This window comes from Thermogemmatispora sp. (genome assembly GCF_019683635.1).
In the GTDB taxonomy this organism is placed as follows: Bacteria; Chloroflexota; Ktedonobacteria; order Ktedonobacterales; family Ktedonobacteraceae; genus Thermogemmatispora.
Map to the genome: position 1 here is coordinate 1 of NZ_JADGIA010000122.1, position 15,591 is coordinate 15,591.

Genomic DNA, 15,591 nt, shown 5'->3' on the forward strand with positions numbered 1-15,591 from the left:
GGTGGAGCTGATCTATCCGGTGGCGATGGAGGCGGGCGTGCGCTTTGCCATTCGCGAGGGTGGCCGCACCGTCGGCGCGGGCGTCTGCACCGAGGTGCTCGAATAAGCGGCAGAGCCAGAGGCTCACTCGATCAGAGGCAAAGGCCAGGCCAAAAGGAGGCAAGAGACAATGGCTACCGGAGCGAAACAGCGCATCCGCATTCGCTTGAAAGCCTACGACCATCGCATTCTGGATCAGTCGGCGATGCAGATCGTCGACACGGCGCAGCAGACCGGAGCACGTGTCTCTGGACCTGTACCGCTGCCCACAGAGATCCAGAAATTCACCGTGATCCGTTCGCCCTTTATCGATAAAGACTCGCGTGAGCAGTTTGAGATTCGCACTCACAAACGCCTGATCGACATCGTCGATCCGACCAACAAGACGGTCGAAGCGCTCACGCGCTTGAATCTGCCCGCAGGTGTCGACATCGAGATCAAGCTGTAGGCGGATAGGCCGGACAGCATCTTCGCCTCTGGCCGTCAGCCTGCCAGGAGAGCGCAAGCGAACGGGACAGAACGGCAGCACCGCGAATGGTCGCGCGGGTCGCTCAGTCCCGTTCACTCTCCTTAGAGAGAGGATCTTGCACCAGGTCAGGCTGGCTGATGTGGGTCAGGGCGAAGAGCCTTCGTCTGGTTCCATCCCTCCCTACAGAGGAGAGTAGGTAGAGAGTATGCTCAATGGATTGTTGGGCAGGAAAGTGGGCATGACGCAGGTGTTCGGGCCGGATGGCAATGCCATCCCTGTAACCGTCATTGAAGCAGGCCCGTGCATCGTTACCCAGATCAAGACCACTGCCCGTGATGGCTACGAAGCAGTCCAGATTGGCTTTGAGCCGATCCCCGTCAAGCGTACGACGCGCCCGCTACTTGGGCACCTGGGTCACCGGCTGCCGCTCTTAAGGGCCCAGCGCCGCCGTCTGCAGCAGTATCAGCAGGAGCAGCGCGCCAAGGCCCGCGGCCAGGAAGAGGGGGCTGAGGGCGGGAGCGCAGCGCAGGCGTCCGAAGAAAAGAAGCCAGACAAGCAGATTCAGAAGCTGCTGACCTTGCAGGAGAACCGCCAGCGCCGTCCGGGGCCGGAGCTGGGACCTTTCCGCATCCTGCGCGAGGTCAAACTTGAGGAAGGGACTTCGCCCGACAAACTAGAGCTGGGCGCCCGTTTTGACGTCAGCCTCTTTAAGGTTGGTGAATTCGTGGATGTGATCGGCACCTCCAAAGGAAAGGGATTCCAGGGCGGCGTCAAGCGTCACGGCTTTGCAGGCGGCCCCAAAACGCATGGACAGTCGGATCGTCATCGTGCACCCGGCTCCATTGGCTCCGGTACCACCCCCGGGCGCGTACTCAAGGGCCTGCGCATGGCCGGCCACATGGGCAATGCGCGCGTCACAGTCAAACGGCTACGAGTGATTCAGGCCGACCCGGAGCGCAATCTGCTGGTAGTCAAGGGTTCGGTGCCCGGTGCGAATGGCGGCCTGCTCATGATTAGGAAGCATAAGAGGTAGGTAACGGCGATGCCCTCGACGACAGTTTATAACATGGCCGGCGAGGCCGTGGGAGAGCTTGAGCTAAACGAGCAGGTCTTCGGGATCACGCCCCATATCCCGGTGCTCCACCAGGTGGTCACCGCCCAGCTGGTCAACCGCCGCCAGGGCACCGTCTCCACCAAGCACCGTGGCGAGGTCTCGGGAGGAAATAAGAAGCCGTACCGGCAGAAAGGCACCGGTCGGGCGCGCCAGGGAAGCATTCGCGCGCCCCACTTCCGCCACGGTGGCGTGGTCTTTGGGCCGCGGCCTCGCATCTATCATCACGACGTGCCACGCAAGATGCGGCGCCTGGCGATCCGCTCGGTGCTCTCGGATAAAGTGGCTAACAATCGCCTGATTGTTGTGGACCGGCTCCAGCTGGAGCGGCCCCGCACCAAAGATATGCTAGAGGTGCTCAGCAAGCTGCCTGTCGGCGACAGCAAGCGTGTGCTGCTGATGCTGCCGCAGCGCGATGAGAACGTCTTGCTCTCGGCGCGCAACATTCCAGGCACCAAGGTTGAGCATGTCTGTGCCATCAATGTGGTAGAGCTGCTGAAGCACGACAGTGTCATCATGCCGGTGCCGGCTGTGCGCTGGCTGGAATACGTCTTCGGTGAAGGGTTGAGCGCCGAGGAGGCCAGCCAACGAATTGCCGAAGCCGAGGGCGAGGTCGAGGCCCAGGCGGAGGCTGCGGCGCAGGAGGAGCCTCAGAGCGAGGCCAGTGCCGACGCTGAGGCCGCCGGCGATAGCGAGGAGGGGTAGGCCGTGGAGATCACCGAGGTTCTGCGTCACGGAATCATCACGGAAAAATCGGTCAAGCTCCAGGAGCAGCACAACCAGTATACCTTTAAGGTGGCGCCAGAGGCCACGAAGATCGACGTGCGCCGCGCCGTCGAGCAGCTCTTCAATGTGAAGGTGCTCAAGGTCAACATTATCAATGTGCCCGGCAAGAAGCGCGTCCTGCGCCGGCGGGGAGCCCTGCCGCGCGTCATCCACGGGCAGCGCTGGAAAAAGGCCATTGTGACCATCCAGCCGGGTCAGACCATTGAGGCGTTGAAGGCATAAGGGGAAAAGCAATGCCAGTAAAGCAGTATAAGCCAACGACACCCGGGCGGCGCGGCATGACGGTTTCGACCTTCGAAGAGATCACGAAGACGGAGCCGGAGAAGTCGCTGATCAAGCCGCTCAAAAAGCATGCCGGTCGCAACAACCAGGGCCGGATCACCACCCGCCATCGAGGCGGAGGGGCGAAGCGAGCCTATCGGATCATCGACTTCAGGCGCAACAAGCTGGGCGTGCCGGCCAAAGTGGCCGCTATCGAGTACGATCCTAATCGCTCGGCTCGCATAGCTCTCCTGCATTACGTTGATGGCGAGAAGCGCTACATTATCGCGCCGCTCGGGCTGAAGGTGGGCGACTACGTGATGGCGGGGCCGGACGCCGACATCAAGCCGGGCAATGCCCTGCCGCTCAAGAACATTCCGGTTGGCACCACCATTCATAACATTGAGCTGGTGCCCGGGCGCGGGGGCCAACTGGTGCGCAGTGCTGGTGTGGGGGCGCAGCTGATGGCTAAGGAGGGTGAGTATGCTCTCATTCGCCTGCCTTCGGGCGAGCTGCGCTACGTGCACAGCCGCTGCATGGCCACCGTTGGTCAGGTTGGCAATCCCGACCATGAGAACATCACCATCGGCAAGGCGGGCCGTTCCCGCCATATGGGCCGACGGCCTGCGGTGCGCGGCGCGGCCATGAACCCCTGTGACCATCCGCACGGCGGTGGCGAAGGACGCGCGCCGCGCGGCGGCCAGCCGCAGACGCCCTGGGGCAAGCCCGCCCTCGGTGTCAAAACGCGGCGCAACAAGCGGACCGATCGCTTCATTGTCCGTCGGCGCAACGCTGGTCGACGCTAGCGAGTGAGCCGGCCAGACAGGCACAGGTAGGAGGAGGAGAAAGAAAGCATGTCGCGCTCGCGTAAGAAGGGACCATACATTCACGAATCGCTGAGGAAGAAGGTCCTGGCGATGCGGCGCAGCGGTGAGCGCCGCCTGATCAAGACCTGGTCGCGCGCCTCAACCATCTTCCCCGAGATGGTTGGCTTGACCATCGGCGTGCACAATGGCAAAACCCATGTGCCGATCTATATCACCGAGAACATGGTAGGCCACAAGCTGGGAGAATTCGCTCCCACGCGGCACTTCCGCGGTCACTCGGGGGGGAAGAGCGAGCGGACCACCTCGGTTCGCTAGCCTGCTCTCTCCTCCCATCCCTGGCGGAAGGCCAGCGGAGCCATCTTTGATGGAGTAGGAGATGCAAGTCAGGGCTATTGCGAGAAACATAGGCATTTCGCCGCGTAAGTTGCGCCTGGTCACCGATGCGGTCAAGGGACTGCGTGTCAGCGAGGCGCTGCCGGTTCTTGATTTCCTGCCCAACGCCGGGGCCAGGCCGGTCAAGAAGGTGATCCAGTCGGCGGTCGCTAACGCAGAGAACAACTACAATCTCGATCCCGACCAGCTCTACATTCTTAACATTGTGACAGACGAGGGGCCACGTCAGAAGCGCTTCAGGGCCCGCTCGCACGGACGATGGTCGTACATCATCCGCCGCTCCAGTCATGTCACAGTCATCGTTTCGGATGATCGAGCCGACCTGGGACGCTAACGAATTGAGCGAGCGAAGTGCAGTGAAGGAGGAGCACGTCAGTGGGACAGAAGGTTCATCCCACAGGGTTCAGGCTCGGCATTATCAAAACCTGGCTTTCTCGCTGGTATGCTGAGCGTGACTACAAAGACCTGCTCGCGGAGGACAGGCTGATCCGCGAGACAATCAATCGCGAACTGGCCAACGCGGCGGTCTCGCGCATTGAGATCGAGCGTGCGGCGGCGACGCAGGTATCGGTAACTATTCATACGGCCAGGCCTGGCATCGTGATCGGTAAGAATGGCGAGAAAGTGGACCGGCTGCGCAATCTGCTGGAGTCGAAAATCCATAAGCGAGTGCGCCTCAACATTGTGGAGATTCGTCAGCCGGAGCTGGATGCCTATCTGGTTGGTCGCACGATCGCTGAGCAGCTTGAGAAGCGTGTCTCGTTTCGGCGCGCCATGAAGCAGGCTGTGCAGAAGGCCATGCGCTCCAATGCCAAAGGGATCAAGGTCATTGTGAGCGGGCGCCTCGGAGGTGCGGAAATCGCACGCAGCGAGAAAGAGGTCGAGGGGAAGGTGCCCCTGCATACCTTGCGCGCCGATATCGACTATGGGCAGACGGAGGCCCACACGACCTATGGTGTGATTGGGGTCAAGGTCTGGATCTATAAGGGGGACGTGCTCCCCGGCAAAGGCCCGGGTCCCGAGGGACAGGAGGCTGCCCCGCAGCCAGCGCTGTTGCCGCGTGAGGTCGGCGTGGGCGAGAGGCGCATGCCCGACCGCCGCGAGCGACCCGACCGCCGCGAGCGACCCGAGCAGCGCGGCCCGCGTCCGCGGCCTGAGCACGCTCAGGGACGTCCTGGGCGTGAGCGCGGCCAGGCTCAGGGTGGTCAGCAGGGCCAGGCTCAGGGGGAGCGTGAGCGAGGTCAGCGTCCGCCACGCGGCGAGCGCGAGGGCCAGCAGGGGCAGGGGCGCCAGGGTCGTCCGCAGCGTCCGCCTCGTCCACCACGGGCTGATCAGGGTCAGCGCGGCGGCGAGCAGGGACGCCAGGCTCAGCAGTCCGAGTCGCAGCCGTCGGCTCAGCACCAGCAGCACCAGCCAAGACAGCAGCAGCATCATCAGCACCAGCACCAGCAACAACAACAGCAACAACAACAACAGCAGCAGCAGTCTGTCCAGGGCCCGGCACCGACACCGACTGCTCCGTCTGAGCAGGCAGCCCCACCGACTGCCGCTGAGCAGCCACGGGGCGGCGAGCAGTCTTCTGCGGGCGGTGCTGAGGAGTAAGCAGGCTGGATCAGGGCACGCGGTGGACAGGTAGGCCAGCGTCTCCGAGCGAACGAGCCAGGTCCAGCGGAGAGTAAGCTGGCGTAGCTAGCGACAGACGAGGAGAGCAGACGCATCAGCCCCGACCGGCCCGGGCCGCAACAGCAGGCAGATCAAGAGGCGGGGCTACCTGTGGCAAAGAGGAGAAAAGGCAGCCATGTTACTGGCACCGAGACGTCCAAAGTATCGCAAACAGCATCGCGGTCGCCTTAAGGGGACCGCTCATCGCGGCAATACGATCGCCTTTGGCGATTATGGCTTGCAGGCCCTGGAACCCTGCTGGCTGGAAGCGCGCCAGATCGAGGCCGCTCGTATTGCCATTACGCGCTTCATGAAGCGCGGCGGCAAGGTCTGGATTCGCGTCTTTCCCGATAAGCCCGTGACCGCGAAACCGGCGGAGACGCGCATGGGCAAGGGGAAAGGCGCCCTCGACCACTGGGTAGCGGTGGTCAAGCCCGGACATATGATCTTCGAGATCAGTGGCGTGAGCGAGGAGATCGCCAGGGAAGCCGCACGCCTGGCAAGCCATAAGTTGCCAATCGCCACACGCTTTGTAGTCAAAGGGGAGGCGGAGCGTGCCGAAGCTTAAAGAGCGTCGCCAGCAGATTCGCGAGATGTCGCTGCCAGAAGCCCAGCGCGAGCTGAAAGAGCTGCGTACCAAGCTCTTCAATCTGCGCCTGCAGAAGCAGCGCGGGGAAGTCAAAAACACGCGCATCTTCGCCCAGACTCGTAAAGATATCGCTCGCCTGCTTCACCATATCTCACAGCTGGAGGCTGAGCAATGACCCAGAAAACAACCGAGCAGAATGCGGCCACGCTCAGCTCAACCGGAGGGCGACCGCTGCACCGGCGCCCGCAGAAGGTGGGGCTGGTGATCAGCAACAAGATGGATAAGACCATCGTTGTTGCTGTAGAGCGGCTCAAGATGCATCCGCTCTACAAGAAAACCTATCGTCAGACAAAACATTTCTATGCGCATGATGAGAACAACATCTGTCAGATTGGGGATATCGTGCGCATCGAAGAATGCCGCCCGCTGAGCAAGCTCAAGCGTTGGCGCCTGATCGAGGTGATCAAGCGCGGCAGCGGCGTGGTCCCGGTTGAGCAGGTGCTGGGCCAGGAGATCACCAGTGAGCTGGAGCGGGTCCAGCGGGGTGCTGGCCAGGAGGCGCTGGGCGGGCAGAATGAGCAGCAAGCAGAGGAGGGAGCCGAATGATCCAGCCCCAGACTCGTCTCAAGGTTGCCGACAACACAGGCGCCAAGGAGATCATGTGCATTCGTGTCCTTGGCACCTCGAACAAGAAGTATGCCACGGTTGGTGATGTCATCAAGGCCAGCGTCAAAAGTGCCGCTCCCAATGGTCAGGTCAAAAAAGGCGAGGTGGTCACCGCGGTAGTGGTGCGCGTCGCCAAGGAGTACGCGCGTCCGGACGGCTCCCACATTCGTTTTGACGATAATGCAGCCGTTCTGATTGGCGCTGGCAACAACCCCCGAGGAACACGTATCTTTGGTCCGGTGGCCCGCGAGCTGCGCGAGAAAAACTATGTTCGTATCCTCTCGCTCGCGCCAGAAGTGCTCTGAGGGAAGGTGAGGAAAGAAGGTAGAGACGATGGCTGTCAAGACAAAAGCGAAGGAAGAGAAGCGGCCTCTGCACCGGGCCAAAATGAACATCAAGAAGGGCGACACGGTACTGGTCATCGCGGGCAAGGATCGAGGCAAGCAGGGGACAGTGGTCAGGGCGCTGCCGCAGCTCAACAAGGTCATCGTCGAGGGAGTCAACCTTGTGAAGCGGCACCAGAAGCCGCAGGGGCAGCTGCGTCAGGGAGGCATCATTGAGAAAGCCATGCCCATCCATGTCTCTAACACTATGCTGATCTGCACAGAGTGCGGTCAGCCAACGCGCGTGGCCCATGAGCGTCGTCCGATGGGAGCTGATCAAAAGCTCCGCCCGGTGCGTATCTGCAAGAAATGTGGCAAGGTCATTGCTGATCGGACGAGGAGTGCGTAGAGATTATGGCAGCACGCTTGAAGGAGAAGTATCTCAAGGAGGTGGTACCGGCCCTGCAGAAGGAGTTCAATTACAGGAATCCGATGCAGGTGCCGCGCATCCACAAGGTGGTCATTAATATTGGGATGGGCGAGGCCATTCAGAACGCCAAGGCGATGGAGGCGGCGGTGAACGATCTCTCGCTCATTACCGGTCAGCGCCCGGTCATTACCCATGCGCGGCGCTCGGTGGCCTCGTTCAAGGTGCGCAAGGGCATGCAGATCGGCTGCATGGTGACGCTGCGGGGCGAGCGCATGTATTACTTTCTTGATAAGCTGATGAATGTCGCTCTGCCGCGTCTGCGCGATTTCCAGGGGGTCTCTCCGGATTCCTTCGACGGGCGTGGCAACTATACGCTAGGCTTGCGTGAGCAGCTCGTCTTTCCCGAGATTGACTATGACAAGATCGATAAGGTCCGGGGCATGGAGGTCAGCATTGTGACCACGGCACGCTCCGATGAGGAAGGGCGGCGTCTGCTCAGCCTGCTCGGGATGCCCTTCAGGAGGTAGGATCGATGGCCAAGATCTCGATGATCGTTAAGGCTCAGCGCAAGCCCCGTTTTAAGGTGCGCCAGCACAACCGCTGTCGGGTCTGCGGTCGCCCGCGTGCCTACATGCGCAAGTTTGGCCTGTGCCGCATCTGTTTCCGTGAGCGGGCCTTGCGTGGTGAGCTGCCCGGTGTGACGAAATCAAGCTGGTAGGTTCAGCAATCGCCCAGGTCGGCAGCGTGAAAGAGCGAGCGCGCGTGTGCGTACGGGCTGGCTGCGACGGGGCGGGCCGCTGGGCTGCCTGGCTCCAGCAAACAAGATGCCTGCCCGAGACCGCTGGGCTAGACGGTTAGACGGTCAGACGGTTAGACGGTTAGACGGTCGAACGAACGAATGAATGAGTGCCTGAACTGGGTGAGTGTGTCAGTGACCGACGAACGCTCGTTCTTTCATGATCGTGGAGGTGTTGTACTATGAACATGACCGATCCCATCGCGGATATGCTCACCCGCATCCGCAATGCGATCATCGCGCGGCACACGCGGGTCTCGATTCCGGCCTCCAAGATGAAGTTGGCCATTGCGCGTGTGCTCAAGGAAGAGGGCTACATTAAAGATATCGAAGTGATCAAGGATAATCCCCAGGGGACGATTCGCATCACCTTGCGCTATGTCGATAAGAAGCCGGTGCTGACCCAGCTGGAACGTGTGAGTAAGCCTGGGCGCCGTGTCTATGCCAAGCGCAAGGATATTCCCCTGGTGCGGGGTGGGCTGGGGGTTGCCATTCTGTCCACTCCCAAGGGCGTGATGACGGGACGCAAAGCCTATCAGCTCGGTCTTGGGGGCGAGGTTATCTGTCACGTCTGGTAGACGGGAGGTAGACACGTGTCGCGTATAGGGCGTATGCCGATCCCGATCCCGCCGAAGGTCGAGGTCAGCTGGAACGAGGACAATCTGGTTACTGTCAAAGGCCCAAAGGGCGAGCTGTCTCTCAAGATCCCCTCGTCTCTCTCGCTGACCCTGGAAGATGGCACGCTCAAGGTGGCGCGCCAGTCCGATAGTAAGCTGCATCGCTCTCAGCATGGCCTTTACCGCACGCTGATCAATAACATGGTGGTCGGCGTGACCCAGGGCTACAGCAAGCAGCTAGAGATTTATGGTACTGGTTACCGTGCCACCAAGGTGGGCGATAACCTGGTGATCATGGTGGGCTATTCCCACCCGGTTGAGGTGCCTCCGCCGCCAGGCATCTCGTTCACGGTCGACGGGGTTGACTCTGTGACCAAGGCCACCAAGGTCAGTGTGGTCGGGATCGATAAGCAGAAGGTGGGCGAAATGGCGGCCATCATCCGCCGCATTCGCGAGCCGGAGCCTTACAAGGGCAAAGGCATCCGCTACGCTGGCGAGGAGATCCGGCGCAAGGCCGGTAAGGCCGGTAAGACGGGCAAGGCCGGCGGCGGTAAGAAGAAGTAACGCTTGCCTGCTGGCAAGCCAGCTTAGTTGGCCTTGCCCCTGGCTGGCCTGTAGGCGGGCCAGCTCACTGGGGCCGATCGATCGATCGATCTAGCTATCTATCGATCTATCACTGTATCACTGGCGCAAGCAAGCCCATCTGCGATGAGGAGGGACGTAGTGCCGATCACGTCCCTTGCAGCGTCGGTTCATCTTTCTTTATTACTCTTATAGAGAAGAACAGGGGCACGTTCTCATGATCAAGACGTTCAATGCGAACAAGGCGCGGCTGCGTCGGCACCAGCGGATACGTCGCCGAGTCAAGGGCACAGCGGAACGACCACGTTTGAATGTGTTCCGCAGCGCTCGTCATATCTATGCCCAGATTATTGACGATACCCTGGGCCTGACACTGGTCGCGGCCTCCTCGTTGGAGGCAGCTCTGCGCGATTTCCAGCCGGCACCGCCTCCCGAGTCGGCGGCCCCCCAGGTGGAAGCCGCTCCAGAGGAGGAGGTAGTGGTCGAAAGCGCGGCGGAGGCTGCGCCTTCACGCCGGGCGGCGCGGGCTGCAGCGCGGTCCCAGGCCCAGAGCCAGCAGGCCCGGGGCGGTAAAGGCAGTCAGCAGCAGCGGGGCCGTCCGCCGACGCAGGTCAAGACTGTTCTGCCCAGCGCTCAAAAAGGCGAGAAGAAAACGCCCGTCGAGGCGTTGGCTGCTATTGCCTACAATCGCAAAGTCGCTATTGCGCGCGAGGTTGGCAGGTTGCTCGCGCAGCGCGCGAAAGAGAAGGGGATCGAGAAGGTCGTCTTTGACCGTGGAGGCTACGCCTATCATGGACGCGTAGCCGCCCTTGCCGAAGGGGCGCGTGAAGGCGGCCTACAGTTCTAGGTCAGGTAGGTAGGCACGAGCACGAGGAGGAACATGCCGAGAATAGATGCGTCGAAGCTGAACCTGGAAGAGATCGTGGTCGAAGTCACCCGCGTCTCCAAGGTCGTTAAGGGCGGGCGCCGCTTCAGCATCCGGGCGCTCGTGGTAGTTGGGGACCGCAATGGCCACGTTGGCTATGGCATGGGGAAGGCCGCCGAGTATACCGAAGCGATTCGCAAGGCCGCTGAGGATGCCAAAAAGCATCTGATTCATGTGCCATTGACCGGCACGACCATCCCCTTCATGGTCAAGACGACCTTTGGAGCCTCGCAGGTAATGCTCAAACCCGCCGCGCCCGGTACCGGGGTCATCGCTGGGGCGGCGGTGCGCGCCGTGGTGGAGCTGGCTGGTATTCGCGATATCCTGACAAAGGTCATTGGCAGCTCCAACCGCGCCAATACCGTCGGCGCCTGCATTGAGGCCCTCAAGGAACTGCGCTCGCCCGAGGAAGTGGCGGCCCTGCGCGGCAAGACAGTGGTCGAGCTGCTGGGACGACGCCGCGCTGAGCGTCTGGCGGCAGCTGCGGCAAGCGCTGCCGAGCAGGCGGCGGCCCTCCGCGCTGCCCGCGAGGAGGAGGCGCGTGAACAGCGGGCTCTGCGCCGTGCCGCCCGCGAGCGCGCCGAGCGCACGGAACGTCGTGGAGAGCGCCGTCGCTAGACCGACCCCACTCGCTTGCTCTCATTCGCTCGCTTCTGCGCAGCCTCGCCGTTCGGCTTAGCCTGGCTCGGCTCGGCTCGACTCGGCTTGACTCGGCGACGCTGCGGCTTGTGGTCCTGGAGGGAGACGGAGGTGGGGATAGGGGGACAGCAGAGAGGGGAGCGATGCTGAGCAGAGCAGGATGAGCGCCAGAGTGTTGAGGAGAGAGACTGTTATGGCAAAGCTGCGCATCAAGTGGGTGAAGAGTACGATTGGCTACGCGCAGGATCAGCGGGAGACTATCCGCTCGCTCGGACTGCGCAAGCTCCAGCAGGAAGTGGTGCGCGAGGATACGCCCACGACTCGCGGTATGATTCAGAAGGTGAGACACCTGGTCAAGGTGGAGGAGATAGCATCATGAAACTGTCTGATCTGCGACCAGCTCCTGGTTCGCATAAGCGGTCGAGACGAGTTGGGCGAGGACATGGCTCGGGACGCGGTAAGACCGCAGGCCGCGGTACCAAGGGTCAGAAGGCGCGCACCGGTGGAAAGGTCAGCCAGGCTTTTGTGGGAGGTCAGACGCCGCTGTCGCAGCGCCTGCCGTTCCTGCGAGGCATTGGCAATAGCAACGCTCCTTTCCGAAAGGAATACGCTGTTGTTAATGTCGAGAGCCTGGAGCGCTTCTTTGAGCCAGGGGCCCAGGTGACACCAGAAACCCTGGCTGAGAAGCACCTGCTCTCGTCTACTGAGAGCCGCGGCCTGGTCAAGATCTTGGGCGATGGCGAGCTGCATCGCCCGCTGACAGTCCGGGCCCACAAGTTTTCAGAAAGCGCGCGTGCCAAGATCGAGGCCGCCGGTGGCAGTATCGAAGTGATCCCGGTCAAGGTCTACGAGAAGACGAAGCGCCGCAAAGATCAGAGGAAGCTGGCTCAGGGTGCGCAGGCCCAGGCTTAAGCCTTGTGCCTGCCTGAGCCAGTCTTTCCTGTCTCCCACCCAGGCGGGTCAGCCAGATCGCTGGCCGGCCAGCCTGGTCTGACGCGGTGAGCAGCAGCTGGCCAGGCGGTGTATCTCTGCTGATGAGTATGCTGAGGGCAATATCCGATGACCAATGCGGCCAGGGCTACTCTTGGCCGGGAAGGGAAGGACCCCAGGCTCTGGCCCAGAGCCAGGAGGCTGCTTATCCGCGCGACGCTTATTGTGAAAGGAGCCATCCATGTTAGGACGGCTGCTCAGGGTCTGGTCTATTCCCGACCTGCGCAAGAAAATTATCTTTACGCTGATCATCCTGCTGCTCATGCGGGTGCTGGCGCACATCACAGTCCCGCTGACCCACCAGCAGGAGCAAACGCTGGCCAGCCTCTTCACGAGCGGTCAAAATCAGAATCTGGGCCAGTTACTCGGCCTTCTGGACATCTTTTCAGGGGGATCGCTCCAGACCTACTCGATCATCGCCATGAGCGTCTACCCCTACGTCACGGCGACCATCGTGATGCAGCTGCTCTCACCGATCATTCCGGCACTCCATCGCCTCATGGAAGAGGGCGAGGCCGGACGGCTCAAGTTCAGCCAGATTACGCGCATCATCACGGTCCCTCTGGCCTTTCTCCAGGCGCTGGGTAGCGCGGCCATCTTTGTGAGGGTGGGAGTCCTCGATGCCAGCACCTTCAGCCTCTTTGGTCCCAACTGGCTGCAGACGCTGGCGATTCTTCTCTCGCTGACCACGGGAACGATGATCCTGGTCTGGTTCGGCGAGCTGATCACGGAGTATGGCGTCGGCAATGGCATCTCGATTATCATCCTGGGGAACATTGTGACCCGCCTGCCCACCCTGGTGCAGCAGGGTTACCTCTCCAGCACCACCACGGGCGGCGCGAGCAGCAGCATTCTCAACCTGGCCGTGCTCGGGCTGATCGCCGTGGTCACCATTGCCGGCATCGTCTATATCTACCTGGGACAGCGACGTATTCCGATTCAGTATCCTACCAAGCGCATCGTCGGACGGGGGATGCTGGTCGGCTCGGCGCAGACCACCTATATTCCCATGATGGTCAATAGCGCCGGCATGATTCCCCTGATCTTTGCCAACTCGGTCTTGCTCTTCCCGACCGTGATCTCCCAGTATCTGGCCAGCAGCAATGCCAGCTGGCTCACGACGGCGGCGAGTTGGCTCAGCAGTACCGTGCTCAATACAACGCTGCCCTGGTACTGGCTGTTCTACTTTGTGCTGGTGGTCGCCTTTACCTACTTCTACGCCGATCTGGTCTGGGACCAGCAGAATATCGCTGAGAATCTGCAGAAGCAGGGCGCTCACATTCCTGGCTATCGCCCAGGCGAGCAGACACGTGTCTACTTGAAAACGCTGCTGAGACGGGTGACGCTTGGCGGCGCGCTCTTCCTGGGCATTCTGGCGGTCTTGCCCTATCTGGCCAGAACCCAGATGCTCAGCTCGACCGCCCTGCTGGTCGTAGTGGCGGTGGCGTTGGATACCATCAGACAGCTTGAAGCACAAGTTGTCATGCGCAATTACTCGGGTTTCCTGTCGTAGGTCGGCGAGGCGCGATGGTGCGCCTCGTCCGCTTCCATCGGAGGAGAAACGGTGCTGATCATTCTCATTGGCGCTCAAGGGTCGGGCAAAGGGACCCAGGCGAAAGCGCTCTCTCAGGAACTTGGGATTCCGCACGTTGCCAGCGGAGATCTGTTTCGTAAGGAAGTCGCTGAAGGCACTGAGCTGGGCCTGAAAGCCAAAGACTATCTGGATCGCGGTGAGCTGGTCCCTGACGAGCTGACCATCACCATGATCCTGGGTCGACTGGCCCGTCCCGATTGTGCCAGGGGGGCCTTGCTGGATGGCTTCCCGCGAACTATTGCCCAGGCGGAGGCTCTGGATAAAGGGCTGCAAGCCGTTCAGAGGCAGGTCGATCTGGCCGTTTATCTGGAGGTACCACGTGAGGAATTAGTGCGGCGGCTGTCGGGTCGCTATATCTGTCGCGCCTGCCAGCATGTCTACAACATCTATAGCAAGCCACCTAAGGTTCCGGGTGTCTGCGATATCGATGGAAGCGAACTCTACCAGCGCTCCGACGATGTCGGCGAGGCGGTCGAACGGCGGCTGGATATCTTCTTTAAGGAGACAATCCGCCTGCTCGACTACTATGCGACCCAGGGGAAGCTGGCAAAGGTCAATGGCAATCAGAGCATCGACGAGGTTCATCAAGAGTTGCTCTCGACTATCAAAGGCTATGAACAAGGTCAGCATGGGTCGGCCTGATCCGTCGCCTGCCCCCACGGGCGGGCCTGGAGGGCTGGCGCTGCGCGCTTTGGCTCTGGCTCGCCCCAGCCCGGCCACCCATGAGGAGAGTTGATTGTGGCGATTATCATAAAATCAAAGGAAGAGCGCGAGCGGATTCGGGAGACGGGCCGGATTGTCGCCGCGGTTCTGGCCGAGCTACGTAGCGCCGTTCGCCCCGGTATCACTACTGGCGACCTGGACCGCCTGGCGGCGGAGGCGCTGCAGCGCTATGGAGCAAAGTCAAGCTCGCTCGGCTACCACGGCTACCCTGGTCATCTGTGTACGTCGGTCAACGATGAGGTGGTGCATGGAATCCCGGGCAAGCGCGTGCTCCAGGAAGGCGATATTATCAGCCTCGACCTCGCCGCTAACTATCAGGGCTGGCATGCCGATGCCGCTATCACCATCGGCGTGGGCGAGATTAGCCCCGAGCTGAAACGCCTGCTCAAAGTGACCGAGGATGCCCTCTATCGCGGCATTGCCGCGGCTCGGGCCGGCAATCGCCTGCTGGATATCAGCCGCGCTATTCAGCAGTTCGTGGAGAGCGCCGGCTTCTCGCTGGTGCGTCAGTGGGGCGGCCACGGCGTTGGGCGTAGTATGCATGAAGATCCCCAGGTGCTGAACTACGTCGAACCTGGCCTACCCAATCCGGCTCTGCGACCCGGGATGGTGCTGGCCATCGAGCCAATGGTCAATATGGGCGGGAAGGAGACGCGCGTCCTCCCCGATCGCTGGACTGTGGTGACGGCTGATCATAGCTACTCTGCACATTTCGAGCATACCGTTGCCATCACAGAAGGCGATGCCGAGATCCTGACTCTCTGAGAGGGAGACAAGCAGCCAACAGGCACAGCGAGATCAACAGGGCTGGCTGTGAAGGCAGACCCAGGCAGGCACAATGCTGCTGGTAAGTTACCTGCCTGCCTTCTTTGGCGGAGCCTCCCCTGACCAATCTCTTGGCTGGCTCGTTCCGTTTCACTGCAGTGAGCAAGCGCGCAAACGAATGGGCGAGCGGACGGGACGAGCGAGCAAAAGCCAGGTGCTACGGCGAGGCGGCGACTGGCTAACCCAGCCGGGGAACAAGACATCCAGTTCTGGTAGAAAGAGGGTCTGCCCCTCGACTTTCCCGAAGGTTTGTGCTATAATTCGCAGTTGGTCGCAGCAGTCTTCCCTGCTGCTTTTTGCCACTCTGGAAAAGCACACAAGTCGTAGGGACAAACGACCTTCTC

At 61.2% G+C, this 15,591-nt stretch carries 20 protein-coding genes and 7 pseudogenes; all 27 read left to right on the top strand.

The window, feature by feature from the left end; genetic code table 11:
- On the top strand, positions 1 to 106 hold a 106-nt coding region (locus IRZ31_RS13740; protein WP_297154602.1), incomplete at its 5' end, for a hypothetical protein.
- 63 nt (positions 107 to 169) lie between these two features.
- Entirely contained in the window at positions 170 to 487 is a 318-nt protein-coding gene (gene rpsJ / locus IRZ31_RS13745; protein ID WP_052890671.1) for a 30S ribosomal protein S10, read from the top strand.
- 226 nt (positions 488 to 713) lie between these two features.
- Positions 714 to 917 (top strand): annotated as a pseudogene (gene rplC / locus IRZ31_RS21420) (50S ribosomal protein L3); the annotation flags it as partial.
- A gap of 102 nt (positions 918 to 1,019) precedes the next feature.
- Positions 1,020 to 1,541, top strand: a pseudogene (gene rplC / locus IRZ31_RS13750) (50S ribosomal protein L3); the annotation flags it as partial.
- 9 nt (positions 1,542 to 1,550) lie between these two features.
- Positions 1,551 to 2,174 (top strand): annotated as a pseudogene (rplD, locus tag IRZ31_RS13755) (50S ribosomal protein L4); the annotation flags it as partial.
- A 153-nt stretch (positions 2,175 to 2,327) separates the two neighbouring features.
- On the top strand, positions 2,328 to 2,627 hold the full coding sequence (gene rplW, locus IRZ31_RS13760; protein ID WP_112431551.1) for a 50S ribosomal protein L23: 300 nt from the start codon (positions 2,328 to 2,330) through the stop codon (positions 2,625 to 2,627).
- A gap of 11 nt (positions 2,628 to 2,638) precedes the next feature.
- The gene (rplB, locus tag IRZ31_RS13765; RefSeq protein ID WP_297154584.1) at positions 2,639 to 3,472 is read left to right on the top strand and encodes a 50S ribosomal protein L2; all 834 of its coding nucleotides are present in this window, start codon (positions 2,639 to 2,641) and stop codon (positions 3,470 to 3,472) included.
- A 48-nt stretch (positions 3,473 to 3,520) separates the two neighbouring features.
- Positions 3,521 to 3,808, top strand: coding sequence for a 30S ribosomal protein S19 (gene rpsS, locus IRZ31_RS13770; protein ID WP_052890667.1), 288 nt, complete (start codon positions 3,521 to 3,523; stop codon positions 3,806 to 3,808).
- Positions 3,809 to 3,869: 61 nt separating this feature from the next.
- Positions 3,870 to 4,220, top strand: coding sequence for a 50S ribosomal protein L22 (rplV, locus tag IRZ31_RS13775; protein WP_297154587.1), 351 nt, complete (start codon positions 3,870 to 3,872; stop codon positions 4,218 to 4,220).
- Between the two features lie 41 nt (positions 4,221 to 4,261).
- Positions 4,262 to 4,891 (top strand): annotated as a pseudogene (gene rpsC, locus IRZ31_RS13780) (30S ribosomal protein S3); the annotation flags it as partial.
- 793 nt (positions 4,892 to 5,684) lie between these two features.
- Entirely contained in the window at positions 5,685 to 6,116 is a 432-nt protein-coding gene (gene rplP / locus IRZ31_RS13785) for a 50S ribosomal protein L16 (RefSeq protein WP_052890665.1), read from the top strand.
- Entirely contained in the window at positions 6,103 to 6,312 is a 210-nt protein-coding gene (gene rpmC / locus IRZ31_RS13790) for a 50S ribosomal protein L29 (protein WP_156025507.1), read from the top strand. Before rplP ends, rpmC begins: the two co-directional genes overlap by 14 nt.
- Positions 6,309 to 6,743 carry a 30S ribosomal protein S17 gene (gene rpsQ, locus IRZ31_RS21425; RefSeq protein ID WP_363325668.1) on the top strand — a complete coding sequence of 145 codons (435 nt, stop codon included), beginning with the start codon at positions 6,309 to 6,311 and terminating at the stop codon, positions 6,741 to 6,743. The genes rpmC and rpsQ overlap by 4 nt, the downstream gene beginning before the upstream one ends.
- Positions 6,740 to 7,108, top strand: coding sequence for a 50S ribosomal protein L14 (rplN, locus tag IRZ31_RS13800; protein ID WP_052890664.1), 369 nt, complete (start codon positions 6,740 to 6,742; stop codon positions 7,106 to 7,108). The genes rpsQ and rplN overlap by 4 nt, the downstream gene beginning before the upstream one ends.
- Before the next feature lie 28 nt (positions 7,109 to 7,136).
- Complete coding sequence (rplX, locus tag IRZ31_RS13805; RefSeq protein WP_363325669.1) at positions 7,137 to 7,535, top strand: 50S ribosomal protein L24; 399 nt, start codon at positions 7,137 to 7,139, stop codon at positions 7,533 to 7,535.
- A gap of 5 nt (positions 7,536 to 7,540) precedes the next feature.
- On the top strand, positions 7,541 to 8,083 hold the full coding sequence (gene rplE, locus IRZ31_RS13810; protein ID WP_112431561.1) for a 50S ribosomal protein L5: 543 nt from the start codon (positions 7,541 to 7,543) through the stop codon (positions 8,081 to 8,083).
- A 5-nt stretch (positions 8,084 to 8,088) separates the two neighbouring features.
- Complete coding sequence (locus IRZ31_RS13815) at positions 8,089 to 8,274, top strand: type Z 30S ribosomal protein S14 (protein WP_112431563.1); 186 nt, start codon at positions 8,089 to 8,091, stop codon at positions 8,272 to 8,274.
- Between the two features lie 260 nt (positions 8,275 to 8,534).
- Positions 8,535 to 8,930, top strand: a complete 396-nt coding sequence (gene rpsH, locus IRZ31_RS13820) for a 30S ribosomal protein S8 (protein ID WP_297154593.1) — start codon at positions 8,535 to 8,537, stop codon at positions 8,928 to 8,930.
- 15 nt (positions 8,931 to 8,945) lie between these two features.
- A complete protein-coding gene (rplF, locus tag IRZ31_RS13825; RefSeq protein WP_297154595.1) occupies positions 8,946 to 9,533 on the top strand; it encodes a 50S ribosomal protein L6 in 588 nt (195 codons plus the stop codon).
- 235 nt (positions 9,534 to 9,768) lie between these two features.
- Positions 9,769 to 9,948: pseudogene (locus IRZ31_RS13830) on the top strand (50S ribosomal protein L18); the annotation flags it as partial.
- A 276-nt stretch (positions 9,949 to 10,224) separates the two neighbouring features.
- Positions 10,225 to 10,398, top strand: a pseudogene (locus tag IRZ31_RS21430) (50S ribosomal protein L18); the annotation flags it as partial.
- Between the two features lie 33 nt (positions 10,399 to 10,431).
- A pseudogene (rpsE, locus tag IRZ31_RS13840) lies at positions 10,432 to 10,929 on the top strand (30S ribosomal protein S5); the annotation flags it as partial.
- Positions 10,930 to 11,308: 379 nt separating this feature from the next.
- Positions 11,309 to 11,494 carry a 50S ribosomal protein L30 gene (gene rpmD, locus IRZ31_RS13845; RefSeq protein ID WP_052890658.1) on the top strand — a complete coding sequence of 62 codons (186 nt, stop codon included), beginning with the start codon at positions 11,309 to 11,311 and terminating at the stop codon, positions 11,492 to 11,494.
- Entirely contained in the window at positions 11,491 to 12,027 is a 537-nt protein-coding gene (gene rplO, locus IRZ31_RS13850; protein ID WP_363325670.1) for a 50S ribosomal protein L15, read from the top strand. Before rpmD ends, rplO begins: the two co-directional genes overlap by 4 nt.
- A 259-nt stretch (positions 12,028 to 12,286) precedes the next feature.
- Positions 12,287 to 13,618 carry a preprotein translocase subunit SecY gene (secY, locus tag IRZ31_RS13855; protein WP_297154598.1) on the top strand — a complete coding sequence of 444 codons (1,332 nt, stop codon included), beginning with the start codon at positions 12,287 to 12,289 and terminating at the stop codon, positions 13,616 to 13,618.
- Between the two features lie 51 nt (positions 13,619 to 13,669).
- Entirely contained in the window at positions 13,670 to 14,341 is a 672-nt protein-coding gene (locus IRZ31_RS13860) for an adenylate kinase (RefSeq protein ID WP_297154600.1), read from the top strand.
- A 96-nt stretch (positions 14,342 to 14,437) separates the two neighbouring features.
- Complete coding sequence (gene map, locus IRZ31_RS13865) at positions 14,438 to 15,187, top strand: type I methionyl aminopeptidase (RefSeq protein WP_112434281.1); 750 nt, start codon at positions 14,438 to 14,440, stop codon at positions 15,185 to 15,187.
- Positions 15,188 to 15,591: the final 404 nt, after the last annotated feature.